The sequence below is a fragment of the Nocardioides sp. LHG3406-4 genome (assembly GCF_049897745.1).
In the GTDB taxonomy this organism is placed as follows: domain Bacteria; phylum Actinomycetota; class Actinomycetes; order Propionibacteriales; family Nocardioidaceae; genus Nocardioides.
In genome coordinates, this window is sequence record NZ_JAFCWV010000001.1 from 425,104 (window position 1) to 441,537 (window position 16,434).

The following is a 16,434-nucleotide window of genomic DNA, read 5'->3' on the forward strand; positions in this document are numbered from 1 at the left end:
GACCCAATCGCCCGCCGCACGGAGGAACGCCATGCAGGACTATGACGTCGTACTGCTCGTCGAGCAGGCGCTCTCGCCGGCTGACGGGGCACAGGTCCACTCGCTGCACGAGGGGCTGGACCAGCCGGTGACCTACCACGTCCTGCTCCCGCTCGAGGACGCTTCGGCGCGCGTCGAGTCGGCGATGGGCTCGCTGGCGGCCGGCGAGGTGATGGCCTCCCCGGCGATGGTGATGAGCGACGTCGACCTCGACGCCGTCCGCAAGGACTGTCAGGACCGCGCCGACGAGGACCTCAAGACGACCCTCGCGGCGCTCGCGGCCTCCGGCGCCCACGTCACGGGCGAGGTGGTCACCGAGTCGCCCATCGACGCGCTCGCCCGGAAGGTCGCCGAGGTCGACGGCCGCGAGGCCATCATCTTGACCCGCCCGCACGTCGTCGCCGAGTTCTTCCACGTCGACTGGACCTCCCGGGCCCGCCGCAAGATCGGTGTACCCGTGCTGCATCTCCTCGAGCACGAGAACTTCGACGAGCAGGCCGGCGGCGGCGAGGGCGTCACCGGGCTGTGAAGCTCGCCCCCCGGCTGCGACTCGTCCGGAACGGCCGCGACGACCGCCTGCGCGTCGCGTTCTGCGTCTTCAACCTCGACGGCATGGGTGGCACGTCGCGATCGGCGATCACCCAGGCCAACGCGCTGGCCCGCCGGGGTCACGACGTACGCCTGGTCAGCGTCACCCGCTCCGCTGACTCCCCGCACTACCCCGTCGATCTCGCCGTGGCGGTCGACCACCTCCTCGACGTACGCCGCCGCGACGGCAGGCCGGCGCCGTCGGTGCTGGTGCCGGCCCGGTGGGACGGCCAGTTCGACGCCGAGACAGATGCGGCGATGAACGCCTACCTGCCCGGTATCGAGGCCGACGTGTTGGTCACCGTCACACCCGCGCTGCTCGCCGCGGCGGTTCAGCTGGTGCCCACGGACGTGGCCGTGGTGCACCAGGAGCACCGCTCCTCCGCAGACCGGGTCGGCGGCCTGGAGCCGCTGCTCGCGTTCGCCCCGCGGGCCGACACGGTCGCGCTGCTGACCGAGGCCTCGGCGACCTGGCTGGCGCACGAGCTGGGTCCGGTCGCGCCGGAGATCGTCGTCGTACCCAATCCCCTGCCGGAGACCCCTCAGCCGCGCTCCGCGCTCGACTCCAGGCTGATCGTGGCGGCGGGCCGGATCGTGGCCGAGAAGCAGTTCATCCATCTCGTCCGTGCGTTCGGCGAGATCGCGGAGTCCCGGCCGGGCTGGCGGCTGCGCGTCCTCGGCGAGGGACCCCTGCGCGGCGAGCTGGAGGCGCACGTCGCCAAGGCCGGGCTCGCCGACCGGGTGGAGCTGCCCGGCGCGGTCACCGACATGGCCACCGAGTGGGCTGCTGCGTCGATCTGCGCGCTCAGCTCACGCACCGAGGGCTTCCCGCTGGTCGCCCAGGAGGCCATGTCGGCCGGTGTGCCCGTGGTGACCTACGACTGCCCGTCGGGTCCACGAGAGCTGGTCGAGCACGAGGTCAGCGGGCTGCTCGTGGCCGCCGGCGCGAAGGCCGGCCTGACCGCCGCGCTCGACGGGCTCACCGGCGACGAGGACCTTCTCAAGCGGCTCGGCGCCGGCGCCCTCGAGGCCTCCAGGCAGTACGACGCCGACACCATCGCCGCGCGCTGGGAGCCCATCCTCCTGGAGGCCGTGGCGAGACACGCGTCGGGCGAGCGCCCGCCGCGGTGGGACCGTCCGCACACCCGCGAGCGCGTCGGCACTGCTCCCCTGGTCACGCCGGAGCAGGCCCGCGCGGAGGCCTTCGGGCTCGCGGTCGACGCGGCGCAGGCCGCCGGGCCGGGCTGGTTCGTGATCCCCCCGCACGAACGCTTCGAGGCCACCGTGGTGGTGCCCACCGAGCGCCGCGCCGCCTTCCTCGACGCCCTCACGGCGCCTGCTCACCTGTCGCTGCGCGACCCGGGCGACCGCGGCTGGCCCGAGCGTCGCCTTCCCGTCGCGCCGATGATCGACCTGCAGCGCCGCGCGATGACGCCGCGGCTGGTGCTCGAGCCGTGGCCGCGCGGCGAGGGCGGCCGGCGCTCGCACCTGGGCGAGCGCTGCGGCGTCGAGATCGAGTTCTGGGACCGCGCCGGCGACGGCGCCCTGGTGGCCCCCCGGCCCAACGGCCTCGTGCAGCGGGTGGGCTCATCCGACACGACGGTGTCGGTCCTCGGACGCGAGGTGCCGTCGTACGACGTGGTGAGCGGGCCGACCGTCGACGAGTGCCGCTTCCCGGTCGACGTCGTCTACACCTGGGTCGACGGCGACGACGACGCATGGGATGCCGCGCGTGAACGACGGCTGGCCGCCGTCGGCGGCGACGAGCAGCGACGCGAGGCGAGCGGCCGGGCGCGGTTCCGCAGCCGGGACGAGCTGCGGCACTCGCTGCGCAGCGTGCACCTCTTCGCGCCGTGGGTGCGCACGATCCACCTGGTCACCGCGGGTCAGCGGCCGGCCTGGCTCGCCGACCACCCGCAGGTCCGGGTGGTAGACCACCGCGACATCCTGCCCGCCGACGCGCTGCCGACCTTCAACTCCCAGGCGATCGAGACGGCGCTGCACCGGGTGCCCGACCTGGCCGAGCACTTCATCTACCTCAACGACGACGTCTTCCTCGGCCGGCCTCTGCGCCCCGAGCTGTTCTTCACCCCCGGTGGCGACGCGGCGGCCTTCGTCGGCGACGGCCTCATCGGTGAGCCCGGGCCGGACGCCAAGCCGTTCCTCCAGGCCGCCGCCAACAACCGGAGACTGCTGCACGACGCGTTCGGCGCATCGATCACCCACGTCATGGCCCACTCGCCGCACCCGCAGCGCGTCTCGGTGCTGCGCGAGATCGAGTCGCGCTTCGGCGAGGCGGTGAGCGCGACCGCCCGGGCGCCGTTCCGCTCGCCGGGCGACGTGTCGCTGCTGTCGTCGTTCGCCCAGCACTACGGACTGATCACCGGTACGGCGTTCCGCGGCGAGGCCGCGCATGCGTTCGTCGACCTCTCCAGTGCCCGGGTCGCCCGCCAGCTGCGGCAGCTGCGCGCCCGCGACAACGACTTCTTCTGCGTGGGCGACCACCACGACTTCGCCGTCGACGCCGACGAGGTCGACGCCCTGCTGGCGGAGTTCCTCGCGGCGTACTTCCCGGTCGCCGCCCCCTGGGAGACGCCCGGCCGCTAGGCGCCGGCGTCACCCGCCGTAGGGCACCGTGATGATCTCGAGGCGGTGGCCGTCCGGGTCGTCCCAGTAGAGCCCGCGGCCGCCGTCGCCTGCGTTCTCCTCGTTCTCCCTGCGGTGGAAGGGATCGGCCCAGTAGGTCAGCCCGCGGTCGATGATCCGGGCCTTGATCTGGTCGAACGACGCGTCGTCGACCAGGAACGCGTAGTGCTGTGAGTGTGGCGCGCCGTGGTCGTCGGCGTAGTCGAGGGAGACCTCGTTGTCGACCTGGACGACGACGAACGGGCCGTACGTCGTCGGCTCGGGCAGGCCGAGGATCTCGACCAGGAACCGGGCGGACGCGTGCTTGTCGCTGGCGTGGACGATGGTGTGGTTCAGCGTGACGCTCATCTCGATCAGTCCTCTCCGTGGAGATGACTGATTGTGTGCCGGACGAGGCGTCCGGACCAGCACGGCGGCGACGCCCGCCGCCGCCACGAGGAGTACGGCGTCAGCGACGCCTGAGCCGCCGGGCCACCCGGTTGGTGAGCGAGGTGCGCAGCCGGGCGTTCTCGTCGCGCAGGGCGTGCAGCTCGCGGCGTACCTCCGCCAGCTCCGCGTCCTTGCGCTTGCGCACCGCGCGCTTGCCGTCGGCCACCTTCGCGGTCGTCGCGTCCATCGCGATGGCAGCCGACCAGTCGAACAGCTCGGCGTACTCGCCCTGCACCTGCCCCAGCGACGCGACCGCGGCGTGATCCTGCGGATCGTCGACCAGCGCGTTCATGGCGTCCCAGGCCCGCTCGGCGAGGTCGCGGAGCACCGGCGGCACGGCCAGGTCGTCCCAGGTGATGCGCGACCTGTTGAGCTTCACGTCGATGAAGTCGTCGACGTCGTGGTGCTCTCGTGCGGACAGGTCGGCGGCGTAGGTGATGCCGAGCTGCTCACCGGCCCGGGCCATCGCGACCCGCCAGTCCTCGATCAGGTCGGGGTAGCGCACGAACGCCCGCGGCCGGTCGCGCGTCGCCAGCTCGGTCTGGAACGCCGCGTTGACCCAGGCGGCGACGTTGGCCGTCTCGCGCTGACGCCGGAAGGCCGCGTCCTGCTCGGTGAGGTACGCCGTGTCGCGGGACCTCACGACCTCGGTGGGGTGCCGCAGCATCGTGAGGGTGACGACGTCGGCGCCGAGCTCGGCGGCCACCTTGGTCCAGACGGGCAGGATCCAGAACGCGCGCGGGTCCTTGACGAGGATCTGCGGCTTGTCGAGCTGCCCCGAGAGCCACCCACGGAGCCGCTCCTCGACCTCGGGCGCCGAGCCCGCCTCGGCGGCGATCGCGCCGGCGTCGGGGCGGGTGTCGATGGTGCGCACGGGCACCGGGTTGAGCACGTCCTTGTGGAACTCGGTGACCCACAGCGGCTCGTAGTAGCCCCGTGGGTTGGCGTCGTCGGCCTCGACCTCGGGCTGCGGGATGTGCAGCCCCAGCCGCTTCAGGGCGCCGGCCACGCTGCTCGTGCCGCTGCGTCCCGAGCCGGTGACGATGACGAGCTTCACGCGATCTGGCACGAGCGAGAGGCTACCGGTCGCCCAGCTCGGCGACGATGTCGAGATGACCGGCGTGCCGGGCGTACTCCTGGAGGACGTGGAAGCAGATCCACTCCAGCGTGGCGGGGTCGTCCTCGAAGCGTCCGCCCTCGGCCGACACCTCGTCGAGGGCGTGGTCGGCCAGGATCTGCGACGTGCGCCGGCCCAGCGCGCGCAGCCGCCCGGCGAGGTCGTCGGCCGTGACGTCGTCGGCCACGACCCAGCGGGCAGAGGGCCGGGTCTCGTCGGCGTCGTCGGAGAGCCACGGCTCCGGCACGTTCCAGTCGCCCCAGGGGTCGTCGACCGCCTCGCCCAGGAAGCCCCACACGAACCAGCGCTGCTCCATGTGCAGCACGTGGCTCAACAGTTCGAGCGGCGTCCAGCCGCTCGGCACCAGGCTCGCGCGCTGCGGCTCTGGAGTCATCGCCAGCACGCCGGTGATCAGCTGCTCGCGGAAGTAGTGCAGGTACGCCGGCCACAGCTGCGTCTCGTCGTGGCGCGGCTCGTCGTCATCCATGACCGCCACGCTAGCCAGCCACCTTCTTCGACACCGTGGGATCTCCGGCGCGGCGTGCGGGATAGCGCACGATGTCGGCGACCGGACAGCCTTCCCGGCACGCTCGCGGCCGGCCCCGCCAGCCGCGGGCAGCCAGGATGCGAGCGACCGTCGCCGCCAGCCGGCAGGGGTCGAGCACCTGCTTCCATCCGATCCGCAGGGTCATGCGGTTCTCCAGGGCGGCATGGAGATCGCGGTCGAGATCGGTCCACCGAGCGGATCCCTCGTGCCCCAACCGACCGTCGAGCTCCACCACGGTTCGGGTGGCGACGTACTCGACATCGCGGAACACCACGCCGTGCTCGGCGACGGCTCGGCGCTGGCGTCGGCCAGCCGGCAGGCCGTGCGGGCGTTCAACCTCCACCAGGTAGCGCCGCTCGAGCACCGAGTAGGCACCGCTCGCTACGTCGTCGAGGAGGCTGCGCAGGAACGCACGGCGCCGCAGCCGCGGTAGCGCATCGAGAGCAGCAACCACCCGCGCCGGCGTCGTACGCCGTGTCTGCATCACGTCTGCGAGGACGGCCACCGCCCCGACCTCGTCGAGGGTCGACGCGTGCTGGACCAGCGCCTCCTCCAGCCGGAGTCGAGGGGGTCTCAGGTGGAACTGCGCCCGCCGGTCGAGGTCGCTCACTCGGCTGACACGCAGGCCGGGCAAGGACCGAACGCTTCGGCTGCCGTCGACGGCGACCCGGATGACCTTGGAGTCCGTGACGTCGCGTACGCCGTGCGCCCGCAACGCCGCGGCACCCGCCAGTGCAGCCGGCCAGTAGAACAGCACGGCGGCCCAGGCGCGCTGCTCCCAGGTCGGCACACCCGTGTGGTCGAGGTAGACGCCGGAATGCATCCGCACCCACTCGCGCCGGCGCAGCAGCCGCTCGATGTCGGAGTCGCTGCCCCCCAGGTCGAGGACCTGCCGTCGCGCGACCACCCCACACTGGGCGGCCCTCAGCCGGACGAGCGCATCGTGGTCGAGAAGCATGCGGTCAGCGTGTCTCCGCTCGCGCACATTCGGCGGCCTCGGACGTCGACCCTGTGGAGAACCTCAGTTCTCGACCCGGTTGCCCTCGGCGTCCCAGTGCTCGGCGACCTTCTTGCTCGGCTGCACCCGCGGCGGCTCCCCGGGCATCTTGGGGTAGTCGGGCGGGTAGTTGAGCTCGACGGGGTGCTCCTCCCACAGGTCCAGCAGCGGGGCGAGGTCGTTGGCGACGTCGTCGATGGCCGCCCACGGGTCGCCGTCGGCCATCCGCTCGGGCACGGTGAAGAGGTTGTGCACGCGCGGGTCGGTCACCGACGCGATCTCGTCCCAGGTCATCGGGGTGGAGACGGGGGCTCCGGGGATCGGCCGCAGCGAGTACGCCGAGGCGATGGTGCGGTCTCGGGAGTTCTGGTTGTAGTCGACGAAGATCCGCTCGCCGCGCTCCTCCTTCCACCACGCGGTGGTGACGCCCTGGTCGCGCTTCTCCAGCTCCCGGCCGAAGGCGATGGCCGCGTGCCGGACGTCGACGAACTCCCAGTCGGGCCGGATCCGCGCGAAGACGTGGATGCCGCGGTTGCCGCTCGTCTTCGGGAACCCGACCAAACCGAGGTCGTCCAGCAGCTCCTTGGCCACGCCGGCGACCCGTACGACGTCGGCGAACGACGTACCCGGCTGGGGGTCCAGGTCGATGCGCAGCTCGTCGGGCCTGTCCACGTCGGAACGGCGTACAGGCCAGGGGTGGAAGGTCAGGGTGCCCATGTGCGCGCACCAGATGGGCACCGCGAGCTCGGTCGGGCAGATCTCGTCGGCGGTGCGCCCCGACGGGAAGGTGATGGTCGCGGTCTCGAGGTAGTCAGGAGCGCCCTTGGGCACCCGCTTCTGGTAGAACGCGTCGGCATCGCGGTCCTGCGCGCCGGTCGCCAGCCTCATGCCCGGCCGCACACCCTTGGTCCAGCGCTCCAGCGCCGTGGGACGCTCGCGCAGGGCACGCATGAGCCCGTCGCCGACGGAGGCGAAGTACTCCGCCACCATCAGCTTGGTCACCTCGGGCGTGGACTCCGTCGCCTCGTAGATCACCCGGTCCGGGCTCGACACGCGCACGGCGCGTTCACCGTCCGGTCCGGGTACGACGATCTCGGCAGCAGCAGGCTTGGCCATGACCGTCAACCTAGCCGTCAGCCGATACCATCGCGGTGCCCGAACGCACTCAGCGCCGATCTCCCGGGGGACTCCCATGACCGAACAGACCGACTCCGCCTTCGACCTCGTGGTGGTGGGTGGCTGTGGCCACGTCGGGCTGCCCCTGGCCATCGCCTTCGCCGACCGCGGCAAGCGCGTCGGCATCTACGACGTCAACGAGTCGGCGGTCAAGCTCGTCGAGAGCGGGGAGCTGCCGTTCGTGGAGAACGGCGCCACCGAGGTCCTGCAGCGCGCGCAGGCAGCCGGCCGGCTGACCGTCACCACCGACCCGTCGATCATCTCGGGGGCCGACGCGGTCGTCGTCGTCATCGGCACGCCCGTGGACGAGCACCTCAACCCCGACCCGCGCGCGGTCACCTCGGCGATCGCGGAGATCAAGGAGCACTTCCGCGACGGCCAGCTGCTGGTCCTGCGCAGCACCGTCTTCCCGGGCGTCACGGCCGGCGTCGAGCGGCTGCTCGAGAAGGCCGGCCTGGCGGTCGACGTCGCCTTCTGCCCCGAGCGGATCGCGGAGGGCAAGGCGATGGAGGAGCTCTTCACCCTGCCCCAGATCGTCTCGGGCCGCTCGCCCCAGGTGAAGCAGCGCGCCGGCGAGCTGTTCGGCACGCTCACCGAGAGCATCGTCGAGCTCGAGCCGGAGGAGGCCGAGCTCGCCAAGCTGTTCACCAACACCTGGCGCTACATCAAGTTCGCGGCGGCCAACCAGTTCTACGTGATGGCCAACGACCACGGCCTCGACTTCGACAAGATCCGCCGGGCGCTGGCGCACGACTACCCGCGTGCCGCCGACATGCCGGGCGCCGGCTTCGCCGCCGGTCCGTGCCTGTTCAAGGACACCATGCAGCTGGCGGCCTTCACCGACAACTCGTTCGTGCTTGGCCACGCCGCGATGCTCGTCAACGAGGGACTGCCCCTCTACCTCGTCACGCACCTCGAGAAGAGCCACGACCTCTCCACCATGACCGTCGGCATCCTGGGCATGGCCTTCAAGGGCGAGAGCGACGACATCCGGTCCAGCCTGTCCTACAAGCTCAGGCGGATCCTGGAGTTCCGTGCGGGCGAGGTGCTGTGCACCGACCCCTACGTCACCGTCGACTCCTCGCTGCTGCCGCTCGAGGAGGTGCTGCAGCGCAGTGACCTGCTGATCCTGGCGGCGCCGCACCGCGCCTACGCCGACCTCGAGACCTCCAAGCCGGTCGCCGACGTCTGGAACTTCCTGGGCCAGGGCAGCGTCGTATGAACGCACCGCACGACCCGACACACCCGCGCGTCTCGGTGGTCATCCCGGCGTACAACGAGGGCGAGCACGTCGTGCCGGTGCTGGACCGCATCTTCGAGGCGGTCGAGCTGCCCTGCGAGGTGCTCGTGGTCGTCGACTTCGAGGAGGACACCACCGTCCCGGTCCTCGCGGAGTACGCCGCGCAGGAGCCTCGCCTGACCACTCTCGTCAACACCTACGGCCGCGGCCCGGCCAACGCGATCCGGTTCGGCATCGACCGGGCCACCTCCCCGGTCGCCGTCGTCACCATGGCCGACGGCAGCGACGACCCCCGTCAGATCGACGCCCTCACCCGGCTGGTCGAGCGCGGCGTCGTCGTGGCAGCGGCCTCCCGCTACTCCCCCGGCGGCCAGCAGGTCGGCGGCCCGCTGCTCAAGGCGCTGGTGTCGCGCGGCGCCGGGACCTCGCTGGGCCGGCTGGGCCGGGTGGGCACCCGGGACGCCACCAACAGCTTCAAGGCCTACTCCACCGACTTCGTGCGGGAGGTGGGCATCGACTCCCGCAGCGGCTTCGAGATCGGCCTCGAGCTCACCGCCAAGGCCCGCCGCCTGCGTCGCCCGGTCGCCGAGATCTCCACGATCTGGCTCGACCGCACCGCGGGCGACTCGAATTTCGACATGAAGGCCTGGATCCCGAAGTATCTGCGGTGGTACCGCTTCGCCTTCGGTCCCGAGCTCACCGTCGAGCAGCTCCGTGTCCAGTCGGCCAGAATCGCCGCCCAGAACAACCGTTAGGAACTCATGTCAGACCAACAGAAGGTCCTCGTCTCAGGCTCGGCCGGCTTCATCGGCGGCTACGTCGTCGAGGAGCTGCTCGAGCGCGGCTACAAGGTCGTCGGCATCGACAACTACTCCAAGTACGGGCCCGTCGAGAAGTCCTACGACAAGCACCCCGACTACGACTTCACCGAGGGCGACGCCCGCGACCCCCTGCTGATGGAGAAGCTGCTCTCCGACTGCGACCACTTCATCGCCGGCGCCGCGCTCATCGGGGGCATCTCCTACTTCCACGCCTACGCCTACGACCTGCTGGCCCAGAACGAGCGGATCATGGCCTCGCAGTGCGACGCGGCGATCGCCGCCGCCCGCAACGGCAGGCTGAAGAAGGTCACCTACCTCTCGTCCTCGATGGTCTTCGAGTCCACCGAGCACTGGCCCTCCAAGGAGGGCGACGAGCGCAAGATCCCGCCGCCGCTGTCGTCGTACGGCTTCCAGAAGCTGGCCGTGGAGTACTTCGCCAAGGCCGCCTGGGACCAGTACAAGCTGCCCTACACGATCGTCCGGCCCTTCAACTGCGTCGGCATCGGCGAGGGTCGTGCGCTCGGCGACGTCGAGGTCTCCTCGGGCAACGTCAAGCTCGCGATGAGCCACGTCGTGCCCGACATCGTGCAGAAGATCGTCAAGGGCCAGGACCCGCTCCACATCCTCGGCGAGGGCAACCAGGTGCGGCACTACACCTACGGGGGCGACCTCGCGAAGGGCATCGTCGAGTGCATGTCGCAGGAGGCCGCTCACAACCAGGACTTCAACATCTCGACGCCGGAGTCCACCAGTGTGCGTGAGCTCGCCGAGGTCATCTGGCGCAAGATCAAGGGCGACGCGCCGCTCACCATCGTGAGCGACGAGGCCTACGAGTACGACGTCCAGAAGCGCGTCCCCGACGTGCAGAAGGCCAAGGACGTGCTCGGCTTCGAGTGCACCACGACGCTCGACGTGATGCTCGACGAGGTCATCCCGTGGGTGACCCAGGCGGTCGCCGACGGGCGCCTGTGACGTGCTCCGCAGGCTGAGCCTCCCCCGCGAGGGGCGGCTGCACCTCGCCGCGCTCGTCGTGGGGCTGCTCGTCGCCGGCGGCATCCTCGTCGGCTTCGCCCGCAGGCTCTACTTCTTCGGCGACGACTGGGACTTCCTGCTCAACCGCGGCACGGTCGACGGTGCCGATCTCGGCCTCTTCACCCCCCACAACGAGCACTGGTCGACACTGCCCATCTTGCTGTTCCGCGGTCTCTTCGCGCTCTTCGGCCTCGACCACTACCTGCCCTACGCCCTGCCGGTGATCCTCGCCCACCTGGCTCTGTGCGCACTGGTCTACCTCGTGCTGGTGCGGCTGGGCTCACGCCCCGGCCCCGCCCTGGTCGCGGCCCTCACCCTCGCGTTCTTCGGAGGCGGCGCGGAGAACACGCTGTGGGACTTCCAGATCGGCCTGCTCGCCCCGATGACCCTCGGGTTCGCGGCCGTCTGGGTGTGGAGCCGGTGGCCGGCGAGTCCGCGCGGCGTCGTGATCGCCGGGGTGCTGCTCGTGCTCGCCCTGATGTGCTCGGGCGTCGGCATCGCCGCCGTGGTGCTGGTCGCCAGCTTCGCCGCGCTCACCACCGGCCTGCGCAGCGCCGTCGCGGTGGCGGCCGCACCCACCCTGGTCTTCCTCGTCTGGTACGCCACCGTCGGCCGCACCGCGCCGACCATCCCGGTCACCGACCGGTCGGTCTACCTCGCGGTCCCCGACTACGTCTGGACCGGGCTCACCGCCGCCCTGGAGCAGGCGGCCGGCATCCAGGGCTCCGGGCCGGTGCTGCTGCTCGTCCTGCTCGCCGTCCCCTTCGTCGTCCGCGGCACTAGTCCCGGAGTGCGCGCGCTGGCCGTCGCCGGCATCGCGACGGCCTTCGTGCAGTTCCTGCTCCAGGCCTGGTCGCGGGTGGGGCTCGGCGTCGAGCAGGCCACCGCTCCCCGCTACGCCTACCTCACCCTCGCGCTCTTCATGCCCACCTTCGCCATGGCGTGCGGCTGGCTGGGGAGGCGGGTGCAGGCGCCGCGCTGGGTCGCCGCGCTGCTGGTCGCGGTGGTCGGGCTGGGCTACGTCGTCAACGGCGTCCAGCACCAGCACGACTTCGTCGAGAGCCGCCAGAACCTCTCGCCCGACCTGGAGCGGCTGTTGCGGGGGGTGCAGGCGGTCACTGCGGGAGACGAGCCGGTGCTCAGCGAGTCCCCCTTCCCGACGTACCACCCCAACATCAGCGTCTCGCTGCTCGACTCCCCGCAGGCGCGCGCGGCGTTGCCGCAGGGCCCGGTGCGGCCACGCACCGAGCTCGACGGCCTGGCGCTGGTGCAGGTGGGCGTCGGCCCCCAGTCGTTCGGGCTGCCCGAGGCCACCGACCTGCGCATCGGGCCGAGCCTGGCCCCCACCGGGGACAGCGACGGCTCCTGCTCTGAGTACGTCGCCGGGTCGAGCGGCGCGGTGATCCAGCTCGCGTCCCCGGCTGAGGGCGCCGAGTTCACCGTCACCGGCGGCGCCGGCTTCGTCACCACCGTGCTCGAGCGCGACGGGCTGCGCAGCCTCCCGAGCGTGCGGCGGGTGACGCCGGGCGAGCGGCTCCACGTCGCCGTGCGCGCACCCGGCGCGAACCTGCGTGTGAGCTTCGACAAGGACGGCGCCTACGAGATCTGCTCCGCGGACTGAGCCGTCCACGGGGCCATCCACGAGGTCAGTACGCTTGAGGCATGGGCAACGACGTGCAGAAGACCTACGGCGTGGAGAAGACCGACGAGCAGTGGCGCGAGGAGCTCAGCCCCGAGGAGTACGCCGTGCTCCGTCAGGCCGGCACCGAGCGCGCCTTCACGGGTGAGTACACCGACACCGAGACCACCGGCACCTACTCCTGCAAGGCGTGCGGCTCGGAGCTCTTCACCTCCGACACCAAGTTCCACTCCGGCTGCGGCTGGCCGAGCTTCTACCAGCCGATCAGCGACACGGTCGAGTACATCGAGGACGTCTCCCACGGCATGAAGCGCGTCGAGGTGCGGTGCGCCAACTGCGGCTCCCACCTCGGGCATGTCTTCCCCGACGGCTACGGCACGCCTACCGGCGACCGCTTCTGCATCAACTCGATCAGCCTGACGCTCACGCCGAAGGAGTAGCGCTCGGCCTGCCGACCAGGAACGCCTGCGCGCCCAGCACTCGCCACGCCAGCGGCACCTTGAGGTAGAGCTTCACGAGGGCCGGGCCGCTCGGCAGCCGGCTCTTGGTGGTGTAGGGCAGGAAACGCGGGATGTTCAGCTCGACGTCGAAGCCGGTGGCGGTGAACGCCTCGACCAGGGCCCGGTCGTCGACCGGGGTGATGTGGTCGAAGAACATCCAGTAGTCCTTGGCGCAGTAGCGCACGTTGGGCTGGAGGACGAGCAGCCTGCCGTCGGCCTTCAGCACCCGGCGTACGGCGACCAGGGTCGAGGTGATCACCTCGCGCGGGACGTGCTCGAAGAAGTTGCTGATGAAGACCCGGTCGACCGAGCCGTCCTCGATGCCCAGGAGCTCGTCGGAGCGGGTGACGATCGCCTCGACGCCCGGGGCCGCCTTGTGCGCGACGTCGGGGTTGAGGTCGACGGCGATCCGCCGGGCGGCCCGGATGTTGTTGACGAACTCGCAGTGCCCGGCCGCGATGTCGAGGACCGTCGCGTCCTCGGGCACCCACTTCTGGAAGAAGCGGGAGCAGAGCACCTCCCACACGTCGAGGCGCTGCTCGCCTTCGTTGTGGAAGCGCTGGGCATAGAGCTCGCGGAGCTCTTCGGGTTCCGAGGTCACGGGCGCAGCCTAGTCAGCCGGCTGGAGCACCGGCTGCACGAGCACCGTGCCCGCACCGAATTCCTCGTCGAGCCTCGACTGGATCGACCCGTCGTCGTACCCCACCGTCACCTCGAGCGGACGGATGCCACCCCCGTTGAGGCCGCCCAGGAACTCCGGCAGCTCGTCGACCAGCCGCTCCTGGATCTCCAGCCGCCTCTCCTCGGTGACGAGGCCCTTCGTCACGCAGAGCGCACCGCCCCAGATCGTCCGCAGCCGAGCCTCCGCGGCGGCGAGGTCACCCACGACTGCGACGTTGACGATGACCAGCCGCGGGTCGTTCAGCAGCTCCATCTGCTCTGGCTTGACCTCGCCCGAGGGGTCGAAGGCCGGGTTCGGCGACTGGTCCATCCAGGCCTGGGAGTAGCCGGCGAGGCGCGTCGCCTCCCCGAACACCGCTTCCATCGTCTGCCGGTTCGTCGTGGCCGGGTCGACCACCGACCAGCCGCCCGCGGGCTCAGGGCAGGGCGTGCCGAGCAGCCCGTCATCGGGCGGATCAGGGGCGTCGTACTCCGCTGCAGGCACCGCCTCGGTGAGGGTGAGCGCGTCGCCGTCCCAGGTGCCGGTCAGTGCGAAGTCTCCCCAGCGCACCTCGCCCGACCTCTCGAAGTCACCGCGGTGCTCGGCCCAGTCCCAGCCGGGCAGGGCGGGGCCACTGCACTGCGGGGGGTACGACGTGGCGATCCCAGCCAGGCACGCCTCGGGTCCGGAGTCGGCGTCGTCCATGACGGTGACGGCGTACTGGGTGGCGACCAGCGGATCAGCGTCGCCCACCGGTGCGGAGGGCTCCTTCCCGGTCTGCGAGCCACATCCCGCAAGAGCAGCCACGGTGAGCAGTGCGGCGCAGCGCGTCAGGATCCCCATGCGCAGAGCATGGAGGCACGCGTGCGGCTGGTCACGCGGCAGCGCCCGGTCGTTGTCGAGATGTGATCAGGGCAGGCGATGCACCAGGTCGGCGACGCTGACGCGCGACCCGGTGTAGAACGGCACCTCTTCGCGCACGTGGCGCCGCGTCTCGGAGCCGCGCAGATGGCGCATGAGGTCAACGATGCGGTGCAGCTCGTCGGCCTCGAAGGCCAGCATCCACTCGTAGTCGCCGAGCGCGAAGCTCGCGACCGTGTTCGCGCGGACGTCGGGGTAGTCGCGAGCCATCTTGCCGTGCTCGGCCAGCAGCGCGCGGCGCTCGGCGTCCTCCAGGAGGTACCACTCGTACGAGCGCACGAACGGGTAGACGCAGACGTGCGCCTTGGGCTCCTCCTCGAGGAAGGCGGGCAGGTGGCTCCGGTTGAACTCCGCCGGCCGGTGCAGGGCGAGCTGCGACCAGACCGGGTCGAGGCGGCGGCCGAAGGCAGTGCTCCGGAGCCGGTGGTAGGCGTCCTGCAAGGCCTCGCTGGTGGGAGCGTGCCACCAGACCAGGAGGTCGGCGTCGGCGCGCAGGCCGGCGACGTCGTAGGTGCCGCGGACCACGACGTCCTCGCCGGCGAGCTTGGCGAACAGGTCCTCGACCTCGGCCGCCTCGGCGGGACGGTCGGCGTCGCCGAGGAGGTCGCGCAGGCGGAAGACCGACCACATGGTGTAGCGGATCATCTCGTTGAGCTCGTTGATCCGCGCGGCGTTGCTCTGGGGCTGGTCGCTCATGTCCCTATTGTGCCGCGCCGACCAGGGCGGCCGCGCGGCGGGCGGAGCCGATCACGGCAGGGATGCCGACTCCGTCGTACGCCGCCCCGCAGACCGCGACGCCCGAGCCCTCCAGGCCGGCTCGGACCCGCTCCATGCGGGCCCGGTGCCCGACGGCGTACTGCGGCAGGGCACCGCCCCAGCGCTGCACGTGGGTCTCCACGGGGGTGGCGGTGATCGCGACCATCGCCCGCAGGTCGACCAGCGACGCGGTGACCAGCTCAGCGTCGGTCGCCTGGAGCGACGCCTCGTCGCGGTGCCGCCCCAGCGAGGTGCGGAGCAGGAGCAGACCGTCGCCTGCGGCGCGGACCCATTCCCACTTCGCGAACGAGAAGGTCGAAGCCTTGATGCGGCGCCCCTCGACCGGCGGCACGAGGAACCCCGACATCGCCGAGAGGTCCGGCAGCTCCTCGGCCCGGAAGGCGAAGGTCACCACCGCCACCGACGCGGTCTCGATGGTGGCGAGCACGGCGGCGGAGCCGGGGGCGACCGAGTCCAGCAGACGAGCTGTCGGCGCGGGTGGCGTGGCGAGGACGACGCGCTCGGCCACGAGCGTCTCCGGGGCACGGGCCGAGCCGACCGTCAGCTCCAGGCCACCGGCTACGCGCCGCAGCGCGCGCACGGTGGCGTCAGTACGCACCGCGAAGCGCCCGGTGTCGACCAGTGCTCCGGGCAGCTGCCCCACGCCTCCCTCGATCCCGGCGAAGACGGGCACGTCGGAGACCGGGATCGCCGCGGCCTGGCGCAGGATCGCCCCGCGCGCCGCCATCGCGACCAGCTGGGGCATCGCAGCCTCCGCGGATATCTCCCTGGCTCGGCCGGCGTACACGCCTCCCAGCAGCGGCTCGACGAGCCGGTCGACGAGCTCGTCCCCGAGGCGTGCGGCGACCAGATCGCCGACCGCCACGTCCGCACCGTTCCACGGCCTCACGACCTCTGAACGGGCGCGATCCAGGCCCTCGGGGGACAGCACGCCCGACGCGGCGAGCTCGTCGAGATCGAACGGGACACCCATCAGCGAGCGCGGCAACCGGTGCAGCTCGCCGCGACTCCAGACCCACGACGTTGCCGACGTGGGGTGGACGACGGAGAGGCCGAGCTCGCGGACCAGCTCGACGGCCTCGGGCCGGCGGTTGAGCATCGCCTCGGCGCCGACGTCGACCGTGACCCCGGCAACCTCGGCCATGCGCAGCTTGCCGCCGACCTGTGGCGAGCCCTCGAGGAGGAGCACCTCGTGGTCGGCGCCGAGCACGTGGGCCGCGGCCAGTCCGGCGATCCCGCCTCCGACCACGATGATCTGGTGGTGGTCGGCAGTCACGCCCTTCAGCCTCGCACCCCCCACGGCC

At 71.5% G+C, this 16,434-nt stretch carries 16 protein-coding genes; 7 read left to right on the top strand and 9 right to left on the bottom strand.

The features are described 5' to 3' along the window. The first annotated feature begins 31 nt into the window (after positions 1–31). The gene (locus ACP7BP_RS02020; protein ID WP_426241996.1) at positions 32–568 is read left to right on the top strand and encodes a hypothetical protein; all 537 of its coding nucleotides are present in this window, start codon (positions 32–34) and stop codon (positions 566–568) included. Continuing rightward, complete coding sequence (locus tag ACP7BP_RS02025; protein ID WP_426241997.1) at positions 565–3,234, top strand: stealth conserved region 3 domain-containing protein; 2,670 nt, start codon at positions 565–567, stop codon at positions 3,232–3,234. The genes ACP7BP_RS02020 and ACP7BP_RS02025 overlap by 4 nt, the downstream gene beginning before the upstream one ends. A gap of 9 nt (positions 3,235–3,243) precedes the next feature. Here the strand turns inward: ACP7BP_RS02025 and ACP7BP_RS02030 are convergent, their stop codons facing one another. The 5 genes from ACP7BP_RS02030 to ACP7BP_RS02050 all read right to left on the bottom strand — a co-directional run bounded on the left by ACP7BP_RS02030 (position 3,244) and on the right by ACP7BP_RS02050 (position 7,479). Further along, positions 3,244–3,621, bottom strand: a complete 378-nt coding sequence (locus tag ACP7BP_RS02030) for a VOC family protein (RefSeq protein WP_426241999.1) — start codon at positions 3,619–3,621, stop codon at positions 3,244–3,246. Positions 3,622–3,721: 100 nt separating this feature from the next. After that, a complete protein-coding gene (locus tag ACP7BP_RS02035; protein WP_426242001.1) occupies positions 3,722–4,771 on the bottom strand; it encodes a sulfotransferase family protein in 1,050 nt (349 codons plus the stop codon). A gap of 10 nt (positions 4,772–4,781) precedes the next feature. Further along, the gene (locus tag ACP7BP_RS02040) at positions 4,782–5,306 is read right to left on the bottom strand and encodes a DUF664 domain-containing protein (protein WP_426242002.1); all 525 of its coding nucleotides are present in this window, start codon (positions 5,304–5,306) and stop codon (positions 4,782–4,784) included. Positions 5,307–5,316: 10 nt separating this feature from the next. Next, on the bottom strand, positions 5,317–6,324 hold the full coding sequence (locus ACP7BP_RS02045) for a hypothetical protein (protein WP_426242004.1): 1,008 nt from the start codon (positions 6,322–6,324) through the stop codon (positions 5,317–5,319). 63 nt (positions 6,325–6,387) lie between these two features. Then, entirely contained in the window at positions 6,388–7,479 is a 1,092-nt protein-coding gene (locus ACP7BP_RS02050) for a DNA polymerase domain-containing protein (protein WP_426242005.1), read from the bottom strand. A gap of 76 nt (positions 7,480–7,555) precedes the next feature. Here ACP7BP_RS02050 and ACP7BP_RS02055 point away from each other — a divergent pair, with 76 nt between their 5' ends. Genes ACP7BP_RS02055 through msrB form a run of 5 tightly spaced genes read left to right on the top strand, consistent with a single transcriptional unit; the run spans position 7,556 to position 12,711 of the window. Then, on the top strand, positions 7,556–8,761 hold the full coding sequence (locus tag ACP7BP_RS02055) for a nucleotide sugar dehydrogenase (protein WP_426242007.1): 1,206 nt from the start codon (positions 7,556–7,558) through the stop codon (positions 8,759–8,761). Beyond that, positions 8,758–9,534: a glycosyltransferase family 2 protein gene (locus ACP7BP_RS02060; protein ID WP_426242009.1), complete on the top strand. Its 777-nt coding sequence runs from the start codon at positions 8,758–8,760 to the stop codon at positions 9,532–9,534. Before ACP7BP_RS02055 ends, ACP7BP_RS02060 begins: the two co-directional genes overlap by 4 nt. A gap of 6 nt (positions 9,535–9,540) precedes the next feature. Further along, on the top strand, positions 9,541–10,572 hold the full coding sequence (locus ACP7BP_RS02065; protein WP_426242011.1) for an NAD-dependent epimerase/dehydratase family protein: 1,032 nt from the start codon (positions 9,541–9,543) through the stop codon (positions 10,570–10,572). 1 nt (position 10,573) lies between these two features. Then, positions 10,574–12,253, top strand: a complete 1,680-nt coding sequence (locus ACP7BP_RS02070; protein WP_426242013.1) for a hypothetical protein — start codon at positions 10,574–10,576, stop codon at positions 12,251–12,253. Between the two features lie 41 nt (positions 12,254–12,294). Further along, complete coding sequence (gene msrB / locus ACP7BP_RS02075) at positions 12,295–12,711, top strand: peptide-methionine (R)-S-oxide reductase MsrB (protein ID WP_426242015.1); 417 nt, start codon at positions 12,295–12,297, stop codon at positions 12,709–12,711. Here msrB and ACP7BP_RS02080 read toward each other — a convergent pair. The 4 genes from ACP7BP_RS02080 to ACP7BP_RS02095 all read right to left on the bottom strand — a co-directional run bounded on the left by ACP7BP_RS02080 (position 12,695) and on the right by ACP7BP_RS02095 (position 16,406). Continuing rightward, positions 12,695–13,372 carry a class I SAM-dependent methyltransferase gene (locus ACP7BP_RS02080; protein WP_426242017.1) on the bottom strand — a complete coding sequence of 226 codons (678 nt, stop codon included), beginning with the start codon at positions 13,370–13,372 and terminating at the stop codon, positions 12,695–12,697. The two genes, msrB and ACP7BP_RS02080, sit on opposite strands and share 17 nt — an antisense overlap. A 9-nt stretch (positions 13,373–13,381) precedes the next feature. After that, on the bottom strand, positions 13,382–14,275 hold the full coding sequence (locus ACP7BP_RS02085; protein WP_426242019.1) for a hypothetical protein: 894 nt from the start codon (positions 14,273–14,275) through the stop codon (positions 13,382–13,384). A gap of 66 nt (positions 14,276–14,341) precedes the next feature. Continuing rightward, positions 14,342–15,049 carry a hydrogen peroxide-dependent heme synthase gene (hemQ, locus tag ACP7BP_RS02090; protein WP_426242021.1) on the bottom strand — a complete coding sequence of 236 codons (708 nt, stop codon included), beginning with the start codon at positions 15,047–15,049 and terminating at the stop codon, positions 14,342–14,344. Positions 15,050–15,053: 4 nt separating this feature from the next. Beyond that, a complete protein-coding gene (locus ACP7BP_RS02095) occupies positions 15,054–16,406 on the bottom strand; it encodes a protoporphyrinogen/coproporphyrinogen oxidase (RefSeq protein WP_426242022.1) in 1,353 nt (450 codons plus the stop codon). Positions 16,407–16,434: the final 28 nt, after the last annotated feature.